The sequence below is a fragment of the Pseudomonas libanensis genome (assembly GCF_001439685.1).
Lineage (GTDB): Bacteria > Pseudomonadota > Gammaproteobacteria > Pseudomonadales > Pseudomonadaceae > Aquipseudomonas > Aquipseudomonas libanensis.
In genome coordinates, this window is sequence record NZ_JYLH01000004.1 from 303,614 (window position 1) to 318,447 (window position 14,834).

At 59.9% G+C, this 14,834-nt stretch carries 17 protein-coding genes; 10 read left to right on the forward strand and 7 right to left on the reverse strand.

Annotated features, from left to right (window positions below):
- The first annotated feature begins 6 nt into the window (after positions 1–6).
- Entirely contained in the window at positions 7–1,185 is a 1,179-nt protein-coding gene (locus tag TU73_RS08660) for a YbfB/YjiJ family MFS transporter (RefSeq protein ID WP_057011842.1), read from the forward strand.
- Positions 1,186–1,317: 132 nt separating this feature from the next.
- Here TU73_RS08660 and TU73_RS08665 read toward each other — a convergent pair whose 3' ends face one another.
- Positions 1,318–2,154, reverse strand: a complete 837-nt coding sequence (locus TU73_RS08665; protein ID WP_019820451.1) for a CvfB family protein — start codon at positions 2,152–2,154, stop codon at positions 1,318–1,320.
- Between the two features lie 322 nt (positions 2,155–2,476).
- On the opposite strand from TU73_RS08665, the gene TU73_RS08670 reads away from it, so the two are divergent.
- From TU73_RS08670 to TU73_RS08680, 3 genes are all read left to right on the forward strand, one after another.
- A complete protein-coding gene (locus TU73_RS08670; RefSeq protein WP_003193095.1) occupies positions 2,477–2,656 on the forward strand; it encodes a hypothetical protein in 180 nt (59 codons plus the stop codon).
- Positions 2,657–2,863: 207 nt separating this feature from the next.
- Positions 2,864–3,586: a TorF family putative porin gene (locus tag TU73_RS08675; protein ID WP_056845611.1), complete on the forward strand. Its 723-nt coding sequence runs from the start codon at positions 2,864–2,866 to the stop codon at positions 3,584–3,586.
- Positions 3,587–3,652: 66 nt separating this feature from the next.
- Positions 3,653–4,522: a DUF6279 family lipoprotein gene (locus tag TU73_RS08680; RefSeq protein WP_057011843.1), complete on the forward strand. Its 870-nt coding sequence runs from the start codon at positions 3,653–3,655 to the stop codon at positions 4,520–4,522.
- Between the two features lie 39 nt (positions 4,523–4,561).
- Here the strand turns inward: TU73_RS08680 and TU73_RS08685 are convergent, their stop codons facing one another.
- Positions 4,562–4,963 carry a hypothetical protein gene (locus tag TU73_RS08685; RefSeq protein ID WP_057011844.1) on the reverse strand — a complete coding sequence of 134 codons (402 nt, stop codon included), beginning with the start codon at positions 4,961–4,963 and terminating at the stop codon, positions 4,562–4,564.
- Positions 4,964–5,117: 154 nt separating this feature from the next.
- Between TU73_RS08685 and TU73_RS08690 the strand changes: the two genes are divergently transcribed.
- Positions 5,118–5,393 (forward strand): hypothetical protein, encoded by a 276-nt coding sequence (locus TU73_RS08690; protein WP_057011845.1) that lies wholly within the window; start codon positions 5,118–5,120, stop codon positions 5,391–5,393.
- Positions 5,394–5,504: 111 nt separating this feature from the next.
- Here TU73_RS08690 and TU73_RS08695 read toward each other — a convergent pair whose 3' ends face one another.
- Positions 5,505–6,851 (reverse strand): DEAD/DEAH box helicase, encoded by a 1,347-nt coding sequence (locus TU73_RS08695; RefSeq protein ID WP_057011846.1) that lies wholly within the window; start codon positions 6,849–6,851, stop codon positions 5,505–5,507.
- Positions 6,852–7,044: 193 nt separating this feature from the next.
- On the opposite strand from TU73_RS08695, the gene TU73_RS08700 reads away from it, so the two are divergent.
- On the forward strand, positions 7,045–8,337 hold the full coding sequence (locus TU73_RS08700) for a mechanosensitive ion channel family protein (RefSeq protein WP_057011847.1): 1,293 nt from the start codon (positions 7,045–7,047) through the stop codon (positions 8,335–8,337).
- A gap of 16 nt (positions 8,338–8,353) precedes the next feature.
- Here the strand turns inward: TU73_RS08700 and TU73_RS08705 are convergent, their stop codons facing one another.
- On the reverse strand, positions 8,354–8,920 hold the full coding sequence (locus TU73_RS08705; RefSeq protein WP_057011848.1) for a TetR/AcrR family transcriptional regulator: 567 nt from the start codon (positions 8,918–8,920) through the stop codon (positions 8,354–8,356).
- Positions 8,921–9,046: 126 nt separating this feature from the next.
- Between TU73_RS08705 and TU73_RS08710 the strand changes: the two genes are divergently transcribed.
- A complete protein-coding gene (locus TU73_RS08710; RefSeq protein WP_057011849.1) occupies positions 9,047–9,835 on the forward strand; it encodes an SDR family NAD(P)-dependent oxidoreductase in 789 nt (262 codons plus the stop codon).
- 81 nt (positions 9,836–9,916) lie between these two features.
- Positions 9,917–10,948, forward strand: coding sequence for an NADP-dependent oxidoreductase (locus tag TU73_RS08715; RefSeq protein WP_057011850.1), 1,032 nt, complete (start codon positions 9,917–9,919; stop codon positions 10,946–10,948).
- Here the strand turns inward: TU73_RS08715 and TU73_RS08720 are convergent.
- The 3 genes from TU73_RS08720 to TU73_RS08730 all read right to left on the reverse strand — a co-directional run bounded on the left by TU73_RS08720 (position 10,902) and on the right by TU73_RS08730 (position 13,041).
- A complete protein-coding gene (locus TU73_RS08720) occupies positions 10,902–11,774 on the reverse strand; it encodes a carboxylate/amino acid/amine transporter (protein WP_057011851.1) in 873 nt (290 codons plus the stop codon). The genes TU73_RS08715 and TU73_RS08720 overlap by 47 nt on opposite strands.
- A gap of 203 nt (positions 11,775–11,977) precedes the next feature.
- Positions 11,978–12,577 (reverse strand): FMN-dependent NADH-azoreductase, encoded by a 600-nt coding sequence (locus TU73_RS08725; protein WP_057011852.1) that lies wholly within the window; start codon positions 12,575–12,577, stop codon positions 11,978–11,980.
- A gap of 149 nt (positions 12,578–12,726) precedes the next feature.
- Entirely contained in the window at positions 12,727–13,041 is a 315-nt protein-coding gene (locus tag TU73_RS08730) for a hypothetical protein (RefSeq protein ID WP_057011853.1), read from the reverse strand.
- A gap of 49 nt (positions 13,042–13,090) precedes the next feature.
- Between TU73_RS08730 and TU73_RS08735 the strand changes: the two genes are divergently transcribed.
- Together TU73_RS08735 and TU73_RS08740 are read left to right on the forward strand one after the other, a co-directional pair.
- Complete coding sequence (locus TU73_RS08735) at positions 13,091–14,014, forward strand: LysR family transcriptional regulator (protein ID WP_057011854.1); 924 nt, start codon at positions 13,091–13,093, stop codon at positions 14,012–14,014.
- A gap of 14 nt (positions 14,015–14,028) precedes the next feature.
- Positions 14,029–14,832: an alpha/beta fold hydrolase gene (locus TU73_RS08740; protein WP_057011855.1), complete on the forward strand. Its 804-nt coding sequence runs from the start codon at positions 14,029–14,031 to the stop codon at positions 14,830–14,832.
- Positions 14,833–14,834: the final 2 nt, after the last annotated feature.

A 14,834-nucleotide genomic window follows, 5' to 3' on the forward strand; every position in this document is an offset into this window, starting at 1 on the left:
CTGAGCATGTCACCGCTGATTCGTTTACTCGCCAGTTTCATCGCCCTGATGATGGCCATGGGCATTGGCCGCTTCGCCCTCACTCCGCAAATGCCACATTTGCTCAGCGAAGGTCAGATCGACCTGACCGGCGCCGGGCTGATCGCAGCCGCCAACTACCTGGGCTACTTCGTGGGCGCGGTGGACTCGATCTTTGCCCGTAGCCATCAACATGTGCGCGGGCGCCTCTACGGCGGGTTGTGGCTGTGCGTATTGCTGACCCTGGCTTCCTATTGGGCCCATGGGTTCTGGCCACACGTGTTGCTGCGCTTTGGCACCGGGGTCGCCAGTGCCTGGGCCCTGGTGATGATTACCAGCCTGAGCCAGCCCCTGGCGATTGCCGCCGGCCGCCCGCGTCTGGGTGCGCTGGTGTTTGCAGGGCCGGGGTTGGGGATTTTGCTGACGGGGCTGCTGGCGCTGGTTTCGAACCTGCTGGGGCAAAGCTCTGCCACGCTGTGGCTGCTCTACGGGACGGTGGCGCTGGTGATGCTGCTGGCGATTCTGCCGTTTCTACCCAAGCCGGCCCTCACGGTTACACAGGTCGCCAACGCGGGAAGCAACGGCAGTATCGCGCACCTGTGCTGGATTTATTTCTTGTACGGATTGGGCTACATCATCCCGGCGACCTTTCTGTCGCAGATGGCCAGCGCACAATTCAACGGGGCCTGGCAGGCCGATCTGTTCTGGCCCTGCTTTGGCCTGGCTGCGGCGCTGGGTGTGGGGGTGGCAAGCCTGCGCCGCAAGCACCCGAACACCACCCGTCGCTGGCTGATGGCGACCTTATGGCTGCAAGCGGCTGGGGTATTCGCCTGCCTGCTTGGCAATGGCTGGGGTTTGGCCCTGGGCGTGTTGCTGTGCGGTGCGCCATTTCTGGCCTGCATGCAGTTGGTGATGGCGCGGCTGCGCGAGGTCGCGCCCCATGGCTACCAACGCAGCACCGGGTTGCTGACCGCCAGCTTTGCCATCGGCCAATTGAGCGGGCCCCTGTTGGCGTCGGTCAGCAGCCACCTCAGTGGCACCCTGCACCCGGCGCTGGTCGTTGCCGGTACCGGGTTGCTATTAGCGGGCTCAGTGTTGATCAACCGCCCGCTACCGGCGCAGCCGATGTGCGCACAAATGGCCGACGGGGCAGCACATCGAGGTTAGGCACGTGCGAAGTGGTGGCGAGCAAGCTTGCTTGCGCTAGGGTGCCAAGCGCCCCCAAAAGCTTGCGACTGCTGCGCAGTCGAGCGGGAGCAAGCTCCCCCGCCACCGCATCCATCGAAAAGCGAAGCGTACTCAGCTTAGTTCAATGCGATCCGCATGAATCACAATCTGACCCTGCTTGTAGAGCGCACCAATGGCCTTCTTGAAGTTGCCCTTGCTCACGCCGAATAAGTTGCTGATCACGGCCGGATCGCTTTTATCGCTGACCGGCAGGGTGCCATTGTTGTCGCGCAACTTGGCGAGGATCTTGGAGTTCAGGCTGGAGGCCGCTTCCTGGCCGACCGGTTGCAGGCTCAGGCTGATGTTGCCATCGGCGCGGATCTCCTTGATAAAACCTTTTTCTTCCTTGCCGGGGCGCAGGAACTTGAACACTTCGTTCTTGTGGATCAGGCCCCAGTGCTTGTTGTTGATGATCGCCTTGAAGCCCATGTCCGTGGCTTCGGCCACCAGCAGGTCGACTTCCTGGCCCACCTGGTAGTTGGCTGGCGTCTTGTCCAGGTAGCGGTCAAGACGTGCGGTGGCGGTGATGCGCTTGGTGTGCTTGTCGAGGTAGACGTGCACCACGCAATACTCACCCGCGGTCAATTGGCGTTTTTCTTCCGAATACGGCAGCAGCAGATCCTTTGGCAAACCCCAATCGAGGAATACACCGATGCTGTTGACCTCCACAACTTTCAAACTGGCAAATTCGCCGACTTGAACTTTGGGTTTTTCGGTGGTGGCGATAAGTTTGTCATCGCTGTCCAGATAAATGAAAACGTTAAGCCAGTCTTCATCTTCACTGGGAATATCTTTAGGGATATACCGATTAGGCAAGAGGATTTCCCCATCTTGCGCACCATCAAGGTACAAACCGAAGTTAGTGTGCTTGACCACTTGCAAGCTGTTGTAGCGCCCGACTAAAGCCATTTCCAATACCCTCATTGCGTGGGCGGCATTCTACCCGAGTTGCGCCTTGCACGCGCGTACGCCTGAAAAATCACGGGCTGGCATGGCGTACCACTGGCAACGCTCCACTCGTCTGATCAATCGGTTGAATTTTGCCGCGCCACCATCCCCGGCCCGCCCAATGGTTTCGAGCTAAAACAGCAAGTTAGCGCTTTATTTCATCGGTTAACTGCGACTATTTCGAAGCTTGGTACTTATTCTCAGGGGATATTTGCCAAGCAATTGTCAAGTATTTCCTGTACGATGCCTGGCCAAGTTAATTTTCTACAGGTTAGTGGCCGCCATGCGCGTAAAAGCATCCAACAGCAAAGCAAAGCCAGCTCCCGCCGTTGAAACCAGCGAATCGATCAACAGCCAGATTGCTGCGTTCCTCAAGTCCGGTGGCGAAATCCAGCAGATTGCCAAGGGCGTGAGTGGCCAGACTTTCGGCCCGTCCAAGCAGATCAGCCTGGGCAAGAAGTAACACCTGCACGCTGCATCTGGTCCCTAAGCGCCTTGCCCTCAAGGCGCTAGGACTAGAGTTCGAAACGCCCCCGCACCGCATCCAATATCAAGCTAATCGACGAACGGATCTCAACGCCTGGCATTCGCCGGTATCCTTGCACACGTCTAGCACGGGCATCTGCTCGAACCCATCCGTTACTGCTCCTCGCTTTTCATGGAGTGAAGCATGCTTAAACGCTGTATTTTCCTGGTCAGTATTCTGGTCGCCAGCCCATTGGCCGAAGCGCAGATTTTCCAGCGCGAACTGGGTGACTTTGACCTGAAATTGGGCACCACCCCCAGCCGGAGCATGGCCCAGGGCCTGGTCAAGCCGACCTCCCCTGGTAGCGACTCGTTCCACGGCGGCCTGGACTTGAGCCACGACAGCGGCCTGTATTTCGGCCAGTTTTCACCGAACATGGGCCTGTCCTCACCCAACAATCTCGAAGTCGACTCCTACCTGGGTTTCAAACGCCCTTTCGACCAGACCCTGGGCTATGAAGTGGGCTTGATTCACTATAGCTACCCCAAGGTCAGCCCCCTCGACAGCCAGGAGGTCTACGGCGGCCTGAATCTGTTGGGTAACCGCTTTGGCGTGTCTTTCAGCAACGACCCCGACCGCCAGGACAGCACCCTGTTTGCCGACCTCGGCGGCACCCAGCCTTTCGGTATCGGCGTCAGCATGAAGTACACCACCCACCAACTGGGCACACCGGTCTCGGTGGAAAACGGCGCCATCAGCAGTTTCAGCGATTGGTCGGTGCAATTTTCCCGGGCGTGGAAAGGCATTGACCTGGACCTGATTTACAGCGACTCCAGCCTCAGCGGCGGTGACTGCTCGGCCTACTCCGGACACAATTCGCAATGTGACGGCCTGTTGACCTTGAAGGCTGTCCGGCCGTTTTATTGATGGGCTGAACTGTCGCACCCCGCGCAGGTTCACATGCATTAACCCCATCCGTGCAAGGACTCGCCCATGTTGCGCCGGCTCAAACTCCTGATGGTACTGCTGACCATGAGCCTGGTGCTCGCCGGGTGCAATCGCGTGGGCCTGGCCTACCGTAATCTCGACGTGATCATCCCTTGGACCCTCAACGACTACCTGGACATGAACGCCGGGCAAAAGAGCTGGTTCAACGACACCCTCAAGGAACACCTGGCCTGGCATTGCACCACGCAATTGCCGGGTTACCTGGACTGGCTGGACCGCCTGCAGCAAATGGTCGACAGCAGCCAAATCACTGACGCCGCGCTGCAAACCCGAACCATCGAAGCCAAGCAGGCGATTGCCGAGATCGCACGGGAAATCACCCCGTCCGCCGTGCAGTTGCTGCAAGGTCTGGATGATCAACAGGTCAAGGACATGAGCGACGCCCTTGCCAAGGACCTGCGCAAACGCCAGGACGAATACCTCAAGCCACCGCTGGCCCAGCAGATCAAGGAGCGCGCCGAGCGTATGAGCAAGCGCCTTGACGCCTGGATCGGCCCGCTGAGCGCCGGCCAGCAACACCGCGTAACGGCCTGGTCCCTCGCCTTGGGTGAACAGAACCAGGCGTGGATCGGCAACCGCGCCCATTGGCAGGCGCAGTTTATCGAGGCCGTCGAACACCGCCACGACGCCAACTTCCCGCAGAAGATGCAACGTTTGCTGGTGGACAGGGAGAGTTTATGGACGCCTGAATACCGTGCTGCCTATGCCCAGACCGAAGCGGCAGCGCGCAGTCTGATCGTGGATCTGATGGCTGAGAGCACGGTGCAACAGCGGCAGAAGCTGAAGCAAAAAATCGAGGCCGTACGGGGCGATTTCAAAGCTCTTAAATGCTTCAAGGCCGGCGCAAATCAATAGGGATGGGAGCATGGCTCCCGCCCACATTGGATTCAGGGGTTATATAGCGCCACCGGCAATCGCAGCCTCGGAAGCGACCCGCTCAAAGGTCGCCTCATCCAGCGCGTCCTCCTGCTCGTCCATTACGTGCCGGGGATGCTCATTGCCAGGAATCGAACTGTCGATCAACGCCAGCAGGCTTGCACCCCGCGGGGTCAAGATGAAGTTTTCACCGTTGCCGCCCTCCTCTTCGGGGCGCGACTCAATGAACCCGCGCTTGAACAGCAGCGCCTCGTAGTCCGCAGCAGTCTTTTTCAGCGCATCCAGGTTGCCGGTGTCCTCGCCAGCCGTCGCTTTATCAGCGGCTTCCTGCTCGGCGTATTTGCGCGGGGCAAAGCTGCCCTCGCCGTTCTGCACTTCATGCAGCAGACGTTCGATCAGATCCCAGTTGTAAGTCGTCATCCTGATTCCTCCTGCAGGCCGATGGAAAATTAGCCCGTCATAGGTAGTGACACGTGCGGGCACTGGCCGTTCACCCGGATAGACGGGCGCCATTTCTCTGAACTTTCCAGACGTTCGCCGCCTCAACAGCCTATACCGCCAAGGAGGTCCGACCATGAAAACCCTGAGAAACCTGGCCATCGCCGCCACGTTGCTTGCCGCCCTGCCCGCCTGGGCTTGTACGCTCGACGAGGCCACGGCCAAGCGCGAAGAACTGGCCAGGGAAGTGACCAAGCTCACCGAGCAGAACCCAACCAAGGCCAAGGAGATGAATGACGAGTTGCAGAAAATGGATCTGGATAATGAGAGCGCGGAGTTTCCCGACAAGTGCCAGTTGATTGATGCCCGGCTTAAGGAACTGAAGGAAGCTGCGGCCAAGGCCAAAAGCTGAGTAAGGCGGGACGCGGAGCGTCCCAGGCGGCATTCCCACGCGGAGCGTGGGAACGATCAACTGATGGTGAAAAAAAACCGGACATCGTCCGGTTTTTTCATGCCCAACTGCTTATTCGGCAGCCGGCGCTTCAGGCTTGCGGCGCTTGAGCGGCGCCATGCCATCCTTGCTGACCAGCGACAGGTTGTCGGTCTTCGGCCGGTTGGCGATCTTGCGCTTGGTCGGCGATTTGGCGCCGGCCTTTTTCTTCTCACCCTTGGCGTCGGTCTTTTTCTTCTTCACGCCAACGGCCTTGCCCGACGCCTTGACCTTCTTCGGCCCGGTGTAGGTGCCTTTGACTTCCTTGATGGTGCGGCGCTCGAACGACTGCTTGAGGTAGCGCTCGATGCTCGACATCAGGTTCCAGTCGCCGTGGCAGATCAGCGAGATGGCCAGGCCATCGTTGCCGGCACGTCCGGTACGGCCAATACGGTGTACGTATTCGTCGCCGCTGCGGGGCATGTCGAAGTTGATCACCATGTCCAGGCCGTCCACGTCCAGGCCGCGGGCGGCGACGTCGGTGGCCACCAGGATCTTGACGCCGCCAGCCTTGAGGCGGTCGATGGCCAGCTTGCGGTCCTTCTGGTCTTTCTCGCCGTGCAGCACGAAAGCCTTGTAGTCCTGCGCCACCAGGCGACCGTAGATGCGGTCAGCCGCAGCCCGGGTGTTGGTGAACACGATGGCCTTCTGATAGGTCTCATTGGCCAACAGCCAGTTGAGGATCTGCTCTTTGTGCACATTGTGGTCGGCGGTGACGATCTGCTGGCGCGTGGTCGCGTTGAGATCGCTGACATTGTTGACCTGCAGGTGCTCAGGGTTGTTCAGGACCTTGGCGACCATGTCGCGCAGGGTCGAACCGCCAGTAGTGGCGGAGAACAGCATGGTCTGCTGACGATTGACGCACTCGGCCACCAGGCGCTGCACGTCATCGGCGAAGCCCATGTCGAGCATGCGGTCGGCTTCGTCGAGCACCAGCACTTCGACTTCCTTGAGATCAAGGTTGCCGGCATTGAGTTGCTCGATCATGCGCCCCGGCGTGCCGATCAGGATGTCCGGCACCTTGCGCAGCATGGCGGCCTGGACCTTGAAATCTTCGCCGCCGGTGATCAGGCCGGACTTGATGAAGGTGAACTGCGAGAAGCGCTCCACTTCCTTCAGGGTCTGCTGGGCCAGCTCGCGGGTCGGCAGCAGGATCAAGGTCTTGATGCTCACACGGACTTTGGCCGGACCGATCAGGCGGTGCAGGATCGGCAAGACAAAAGCGGCGGTCTTGCCGCTGCCGGTTTGAGCCGTCACCCGCAGGTCACGCCCCTGGAGCGCGAGCGGGATGGCCGCTGCTTGCACAGGCGTAGGCTCGACAAATTTAAGCTCGGCCACGGCTTTGAGCAGGCGTTCGTGCAGGGCGAATTGGGAAAACACGGGTGCTACCTCGAAGAAATACAAAATATCAGCGGCATAGGTTACCGGTTTCGCGCGTCCAAACCGAGTTTCTTTACGCGAACGGTGCTAATCAGCTGGTTTTTTGTCAGCGCATTTGTCTACAACGTCAACTTTGTTGCACTTAAATGCTCTAATCCCCTCGTCTTGCCTTACAGAAGAATCGGTTTCATTCATGGATATCAAACAGCTCTGGCTCAACGCCCAGGACCTCTGGGGCACCCTCGATGAACATCCGCTGCTGCACGCTGGCCTCGGCTTGCTGGTGTTGCTGGTGGTGGCCCTGCTGCTCGGACGGGTAGCGCGCTACCTGATCATCCACGCCATCAAGTTGCTTGGCCGGCAACCGGCCCTGCACTGGCTCAACGACCTGCTGCACAACAAAGTCTTCCATCGCCTGGCGCAGATGACGCCGTCCCTGGTTATCCAGTTCGGCCTGTACCTGGTGCCGGGCCTGAGCAAGACCGCCATCCTGTTTATCGGCAATGTGGCCCTGGCGATCACCATTCTGTTCCTGGTGCTGGCCATGAGCGCGCTGCTCAATGCCCTGCTGGACATCTACGCCCGCACCGAACATGCACGCACCCGCTCGATCAAGGGCTATGTGCAACTGGCGAAGATGGTGTTGTTCGTGTTTGGCGCGATCATCATCGTCGCTACGTTGATCGACCGTTCGCCGCTGCTGTTGCTGTCGGGGCTGGGTGCCATGTCAGCGGTGATCCTATTGGTGTACAAGGACACCCTGCTGTCGTTCGTCGCCAGCGTGCAGCTGACCAGCAACGACATGCTGCGGGTCGGCGACTGGATCGAAATGCCCCAGGTCGGTGCCGACGGTGATGTGGTGGATATCACCCTGCACACGGTCAAGGTGCAGAACTTCGACAAGACCATTGTCTCCATCCCCACCTGGCGCCTGATGTCCGAGTCGTTCAAGAACTGGCGCGGCATGCAGGCTTCCGGGGGGCGGCGCATCAAGCGCAGCTTGTATATCGATGCCAGCGGCGTGCGCTTTTTACGCGATGACGAAGAAGTGCGCATGACCCAGGTGCACCTGCTCACCGGCTATATCGGGCGCAAGCAGGCCGAACTCAAGGCCTGGAACGAAGCCCAGGGCCACAGCGCGCAACTGTCGGCCAACCGCCGGCGCATGACCAACCTGGGCACTTTCCGCGCCTATGCCCTGGCCTATCTGCAAAGCCATCCGGACATCCAGCCGAACATGACCTGCATGGTGCGCCAGATGCAAACCACCGCCCAAGGCGTACCGCTGGAGATCTACTGCTTTACCCGTACCACGGCGTGGGGCGATTACGAGCGGATCCAGGGGGATATCTTTGATTATCTGTTGGCGGTGTTGCCGGAGTTCGGGTTGAGCCTGTATCAGCAACCGAGCGGCAATGACCTGCGCGCCGGCGTATTGCCTGCCTTGGCCGGTGCCGCCCAGGTATCCGCTGTCGAAACAGCATGATGTGACCGCAACAGGATTATGGCAGTGATGCCGTAATCTCCTTGCGGCACACCTCAAGCACTTCATCGGCCAGGGCGGAATCATCCGGGCACGCCCGCGACAACAGGATGGCGCCGATGGCGTGGGCCATCCTGTTGAGCATTTTCGCGCGCACGTCTTCCTGTGGTTCGTCCTGCGCCGCGTTGTACTTTGCCTGCAGCGCTTGCAGCGTGTTTTCCACCCCGTTGGCAAAGGTTTCCTTGAGAGTCTCTGATTGACGCGCAGCGTCTGCACACAACGCCGCCAACGTGCACCCGCCGCCGCGATGATCGCGGTGCTGCCTGGACAGGTAAACGTCAAAAAACTCCCCCGCCTCCATCTCCGCACTGCTCGCGAGCGACTGCGCCAGGCTATTGGCGGCCGCTTCCGCCATCAAGTCCGCCTTGGAGCCGAAATGCTTGTAGAAGCCGCCCTGGGTGAAACCGGCGGCAGCCATCAGTTCGGCCACACCCACACCATCGAAACCGCGTTCACGAAACAGCTCGGAAGCCGTCGCGACGATATGGGCTCGATTGCTCTGTGATTGCGTCTTGGTGATCTTCATTTTTTGCGCTCCTGCTGCCTTGCGATATAGGCATCTTACTATGATGTCGATCATAATCAAAACCGTTGACAGTTTTGATTATGATCGACATCATAAAATCTCATCGCATCCACAGAGCATCACACCATGAGCACTTCCACTACCGTTCTCATCACTGGCGCTTCGACCGGCATTGGCGCCGCCTACGCCGAGCGTTTTGCCCAGCGCGGTCACAACCTTGTATTGGTCGCCCGTGACATCCAGCGCCTGGAAGCGCTCGCCGCCCGCCTGCGCCAACAGCACGCCATCACCATTGATATCCTCCCCGCCGACCTGACTCAAAGCGCAGACCTGGCAGCGGTTGAAGCGCGCCTGCGCGAGGACGCCAGCATTGGCACGCTGGTGAACAATGCCGGGGCCGCGCAGTCCGGCAGCTTTATCGAACAGTCCAGCGACAGCGTCGCTCAGTTGGTTGCGCTCAACACTACGGCGCTGGTGCGACTTGCCAGCGCCATTGCCCCGCGCCTGGCGGCAGCAGGTGACGGCGCTATCATCAACATAGGCTCGGTAGTGGGCCTGGCGCCGGAGTTCGGCATGACGGTGTATGGCGCCACCAAGGCGTTCGTGCTGTTCCTGTCCCAGGGTATGAGCCTTGAGCTGGCTCCCAAAGGTGTCTATGTGCAGGCTGTGCTGCCGGCGGCCACGCGTACCGAGATCTGGGAGCGGGCCGGCATTGACATCAATACCCTCACGGATGTGATGGAAGTGGGTGACTTGGTCGATGCGGCGCTGATCGGCTTTGACCGTCGCGAGCCCGTGACTATCCCGCCGTTGCAGGACGGCGCACGCTGGGATGCCTTGCAGGCAGCGCGACAAGGCTTGCTGGCGCAGATCAAGCAGTCCGAGGTGGCCGAACGCTACCTGGTCAAAGCCTGATCAACCCTTTTGCAGGCGTGCTGTGCTACTTCGGTGCATAGGCGCGCCTGCCCTTCCCGTCGAAGCGATGAGTGTTGAACCATGAAGGCATTTTCAATCGAGCGTTACGGCAAGCACACAGGCCGCATCACCGAAGCCCCGGCACCGGTGGTGGGTGAACATGACGTGCTGGTTCAAATACATGCCAGCAGCATCAATGTGCTGGATGCAAAAATCGCCAAAGGCGAATTCAAACTGATCCTGCCGTATGCGTTGCCGTTGACCCTGGGCAATGACTTGGCCGGTGTGGTGCTCAGCGTGGGGTCCGCGGTGCGACGCTTCAAGCCGGGTGACGAAGTCTATGCTCGCCCTCCCCAGCAGCGCATCGGCACGTTCGCCGAACTGATTGCGGTACGCGAAGACGCACTGGCACGCAAACCTGCAAACATCACGATGGAGCAAGCCGCCTCCCTGCCCCTGGTAGCGCTGACGGCATGGCAGGTACTGGTTGAAACGGCGAGGCTGAAAAAAGGCCAGAAGGTCTTCATTCACGCCGGCTCCGGTGGTGTCGGCAGTATCGCCATCCAGCTCGCCAGGCATCTGGGCGCTTTTGTCGCCACGACCACCAGTACCGCCAACGTCGAGTGGGTCAAGGCGCTGGGCGCGGATGTGGTGATCGACTACAAGCAGCAAGACTTCGAAACCGTGCTCAAAGACTACGACGTGGTCTTGAACAGCCTCGGCCCGGATGCGCTGGCAAAGTCACTCGCCATTCTCAAGCCGGGCGGCCAACTCATCTCCATCTCAGGGCCACCGACGCGGGCATTCGCCCGCGAGCAAAACCTGTCGTGGGGATTGGGCTTGGTCATGGGTGTCTTGAGCAGCGGCATTCGCCGCAAAGCGCGCAGAAAAAACGTCCGTTATGACTTCGTCTTCATGCGCGCCAGCGGCGCCCAACTGGATGAACTCACCGCGCTGGTTGAGTCCGGCATTATCAAGCCGGTGATCGACCGTACCTTCCCTTTCGAGTCGACGGCCGAGGCGTTGAATTATGTCGAACAAGGCCGGGCCAAAGGCAAAGTCGTGATCACGATAAAGGGGACGATACCGCCCGACGCACACCGAGCCGGCTGATCCACACCGCTGCCAGAATCACCAGGCCGCCCAAGGCCAAACGACCCAGCGGCTCGTGCTGGTTCCAGATCAGCAGGTTCAGCAGCAGCCCCACCGGCACATGCAAGTTGTTCATCACCGCCAGGGTGCCGCCATTGACCAGGCAGGCGCCCTTGTTCCACCAGTACATGCCCAGCGCGGTGCTGACCACTCCCAGGAACACCAGCACGCCCCATTGCAGCGGCGCTTGCGGCAGGAAATCAGCCTTGCCGAACAGCAGGAATGCGGGCAACACCACCAGCAAGGCGCCCAGGTAGAAATAACCGAAACGCCGGAAATGCGGCTGGTCACTCGGATAACGCGCCACCAGGTGCTTGTACATGACTTGCCCGGCCGCGTAGGTGAAGTTGGCCAGCTGCAACAGCAAGAACCCCATCAGGAAGTGGGGCGTGATCTGATCAAAACGAATCACTGCCGCACCGCTCACCGCCACCAAGGCTGCGACCAGCGCCCAAGGGTTGAAACGGCGATTAAGCGCGTCTTCGATCAGGGTCACGTGCAACGGCGTGAGGATGGTGAACAGCAGCACTTCCGGCACCGTCAGCACGCGAAAGCTCAGGTACAGGCACACATAGGTCACACCGAACTGCAATGCACCGATCACCAGCATGCCGCGCATGAACGCCGGTTCCACCGAGCGCCAGCGGGTCAGCGGGATAAAGATCAGCCCCGCCAGCACCACGCGCACCAGCACCGCAAAGTAACTGTCGACGTGACCGGCGAGGTATTCGCCGATCAAGCTGAAGGAAAATGCCTGAATCAGGGTGACAACCAGTAGATAGCCCATGCGCGCCTCATGTCGAATGGTCGCGACATTAAAGCTTTTCGCGGTTTGAAGAAACTCGGCGCAAAAAAAACCCGACCTCGCTGAAGCGGCAGTCGGGCAGGAGCACTCAGGAGCTACAAGTGCAAAGGGAGGTTCGATACGCGTACTTGAAGGGTTTGCGTGGCGCTATATAACCAGCGCGGGATTATCTGGCGATTAACGCATCACGCCACCTGCGCCAGCAGTGCTTTAGCCTGATTGACGCCCTTCTCCTGGAAGCCCGCCCCCAGGTTCACCCCTTCGGCGTGAATGAAGGTCACGTCGTGAATGCCGATAAAAGCCATGACCTGGCGCAGGTACGGTTCCTGGTGATCCGAGGTGGCGCCGGCGTGAATGCCGCCACGAGCAGTGAGTACGATGGCACGCTTGCCGGTCAACAAACCCTGTGGCCCGGTGGCGGTGTACTTGAAAGTCACACCGGCCCGCAACACATGATCCAGCCAGGCTTTAAGGGTGCTGGGGATGGAAAAGTTATACATCGGCGCAGCCATCACCAATACATCGGCAGCCAGCAGTTCGTCAGTCAATTCATTGGAACGGTCCAGGGACACCTGTTCATCGTCGTTGCGCTGCTCGGCGGGCTTCATCCACCCACCCAGCAGGTTGGCGTCCAGGTGGGGAACGGGATTGCGCGCCACATCACGCAGGGTGATGCGATCCACCGGATGGGCTGTTTGCCATTGGCCGATGAACTGTTGGGTGAGCTGGCGGGAGATTGAATCCTGCTGGCGCGCACTGCTTTCGATGATCAGGACATTGGACATGGCTTGGTAGGCTCCATCGGTAATTGCTGTAAGTCGATGGAGCGAAGGTTAACCAGGGCCTATTCGATAAAAAAGCGCAAAAAACTGCTATAACCCATCTAGAAATTTGTTGTTAAGCGGAGTATTCCTGTCTGGCATGCTCCGCTGCTTTATTCTGGGGCGCAGGCCAAGGCAATACGCATTTTGATAATCGCGCGGTTGAACTTGGCCGTGGTGTTGGTGCTTTTGCCGGCGGGTACGGTCACGGTGCGACGGCGCGGCGATTCCGGGCCGTTGGTGAAGATTACCGAACACAGCGCATCGTTGGTGCCGTAGTTACTCAACTGGATCGAACTGATATCGGCGTCCACATCGGATGCGGTGTAGTCCACGCTTACGCCGTCGATCTTTTTAGTCACATCGATGGGGTAGGCAAACACGCTCATCGGCAGCAACGCCAGCAACACACAACAGAATTTTCTCATTCGGCAGTCTCCAATAAGGACCGCCAGCTTAGGACAAGAGGAGCTCATCTTGAAAGCGCCCCGCGTTACCCTCGATCAATGGCGCACGTTGCAAGCCGTGGTCGACCACGGCGGCTTCGCCCAGGCCGCAGAAGCGCTGCACCGTTCACAGTCCTCGGTGAGCTACACCGTGGCCCGTATGCAGGACCAACTGGGTGTGCCGCTGCTGCGCATCGATGGGCGCAAGGCGGTGCTTACCGAGGCCGGCGAAGTGCTGCTGCGCCGTTCCCGCCAGTTGGTGAAGAACGCCAGCCAGTTGGAAGATCTCGCCCACCATATGGAACAGGGCTGGGAAGCTGAAGTGCGCCTGGTGGTGGATGCCGCCTACCCCAATGCGCGCCTGGTGCGCGCCCTCACCGCGTTTATGCCCCAAAGCCGCGGATGCCGCGTACGCCTGCGCGAAGAAGTGCTGTCGGGGGTTGAAGAGCTGCTCATGGAAGGCGTGGCCGACCTGGCGATTTGCAGCTTCAGCATCCCCGGTTACCTGGGCACTGAAATGAGTGCGGTGGAATTCATTGCCGTCGCCCATCCCGAACACACCTTGCACCGGATGGGCCGCGAACTCAGCTTCCAGGACCTGGAAAGCCAGATGCAGGTGGTGATCCGCGACTCCGGCCGCCAGCAACCGCGGGATGTCGGCTGGCTCGGCGCCGAACAGCGCTGGACCGTCGGCAGCCTGGCCACCGCCGCCGCCTTCGTCAGCAGCGGCCTGGGTTTTGCCTGGCTGCCCCGGCACATGGTCGAGCGCGAACTGAACGAAGGCGTACTCAAGCAGCTGCCTTTGGCACAGGGCGGCAGCCGCCACCCGACGTTTTACCTTTATTCAAACAAAGACAAACCCCTGGGGCCGGCGACGCAGATCCTCGTGGAACTGCTGCGCACCTTTGACACCGCTCCCCTGGACGCGCCCTTTGCCGCGCCCCTGCAAGCCTGAAACGGAGTTCGCCCATGGCCTGGTTCGAGCATGAAGGCTGCAGCCTGCATTACGAGGAATACGGCCACGGCAACCCGCTGATTCTGATCCATGGCCTGGGCTCAAGCAGCCAGGATTGGGAGCTGCAAGTGCCGGTACTCGCCCGGCACTACCGCCTGATCGTGGTCGACGTGCGCGGTCATGGGCGCTCCGACAGACCCCGCGCGCGCTACAGCATCCAGGGGTTCACGTTCGATCTGATTGCCCTGATCGATCACCTGAATCTGCCTGCGGTCCATGTAGTGGGGTTATCCATGGGCGGCATGATTGCCTTCCAACTGGCGGTAGATGAACCCACACGGGTCAAGAGCCTGTGCATCGTCAACAGCGCTCCCGAGGTCAAGGTGCGCAGTGCCAATGACTATTGGCAGTGGGCCAAGCGCCGGACCCTGGCTCGCGTGCTGAGCCTGAGCACCATCGGCAAGGCCCTGGGCGAGCGGCTGTTCCCCAAACCTGCGCAAGCCGACCTGCGGCGCAAGATGACCGAACGCTGGGCAAAGAACGACAAACGTGCTTATCTCGCCAGCTTCGACGCGATTGTGGGCTGGGGCGTGCAGGAACAACTTTCGAAGATTACCTGTCCAACCCTGGTCATCAGCGCCGACCACGACTACACCCCCGTGGCGCAGAAAGAAATCTATGTAAAACTGCTGCCCGATGCGCGGCTGGTCGTCATTGAAGATTCCCGCCATGCCACGCCCTTGGATCAACCCGAAGTCTTTAACGCGACCTTGCTCGATTTTCTAAAGACCGTCGAAACCACTACCCAGGATCACTGACC

Coding starts and splice junctions, on each gene's coding strand:
- TU73_RS08700 (WP_057011847.1), top strand. CDS start 7,045: ATGGATATCAAACAGCTCTGGCTCAACGCCCAGGACCTCTGGGGCACC.
- TU73_RS08680 (WP_057011843.1), top strand. CDS start 3,653: ATGTTGCGCCGGCTCAAACTCCTGATGGTACTGCTGACCATGAGCCTG.
- TU73_RS08660 (WP_057011842.1), top strand. CDS start 7: ATGTCACCGCTGATTCGTTTACTCGCCAGTTTCATCGCCCTGATGATG.
- TU73_RS08710 (WP_057011849.1), top strand. CDS start 9,047: ATGAGCACTTCCACTACCGTTCTCATCACTGGCGCTTCGACCGGCATT.
- TU73_RS08725 (WP_057011852.1), bottom strand. CDS start 12,577: ATGTCCAATGTCCTGATCATCGAAAGCAGTGCGCGCCAGCAGGATTCA.
- TU73_RS08740 (WP_057011855.1), top strand. CDS start 14,029: ATGGCCTGGTTCGAGCATGAAGGCTGCAGCCTGCATTACGAGGAATAC.
- TU73_RS08670 (WP_003193095.1), top strand. CDS start 2,477: ATGCGCGTAAAAGCATCCAACAGCAAAGCAAAGCCAGCTCCCGCCGTT.
- TU73_RS08665 (WP_019820451.1), bottom strand. CDS start 2,154: ATGGCTTTAGTCGGGCGCTACAACAGCTTGCAAGTGGTCAAGCACACT.
- TU73_RS08690 (WP_057011845.1), top strand. CDS start 5,118: ATGAAAACCCTGAGAAACCTGGCCATCGCCGCCACGTTGCTTGCCGCC.
- TU73_RS08730 (WP_057011853.1), bottom strand. CDS start 13,041: ATGAGAAAATTCTGTTGTGTGTTGCTGGCGTTGCTGCCGATGAGCGTG.
- TU73_RS08720 (WP_057011851.1), bottom strand. CDS start 11,774: ATGGGCTATCTACTGGTTGTCACCCTGATTCAGGCATTTTCCTTCAGC.
- TU73_RS08675 (WP_056845611.1), top strand. CDS start 2,864: ATGCTTAAACGCTGTATTTTCCTGGTCAGTATTCTGGTCGCCAGCCCA.
- TU73_RS08715 (WP_057011850.1), top strand. CDS start 9,917: ATGAAGGCATTTTCAATCGAGCGTTACGGCAAGCACACAGGCCGCATC.
- TU73_RS08705 (WP_057011848.1), bottom strand. CDS start 8,920: ATGAAGATCACCAAGACGCAATCACAGAGCAATCGAGCCCATATCGTC.
- TU73_RS08685 (WP_057011844.1), bottom strand. CDS start 4,963: ATGACGACTTACAACTGGGATCTGATCGAACGTCTGCTGCATGAAGTG.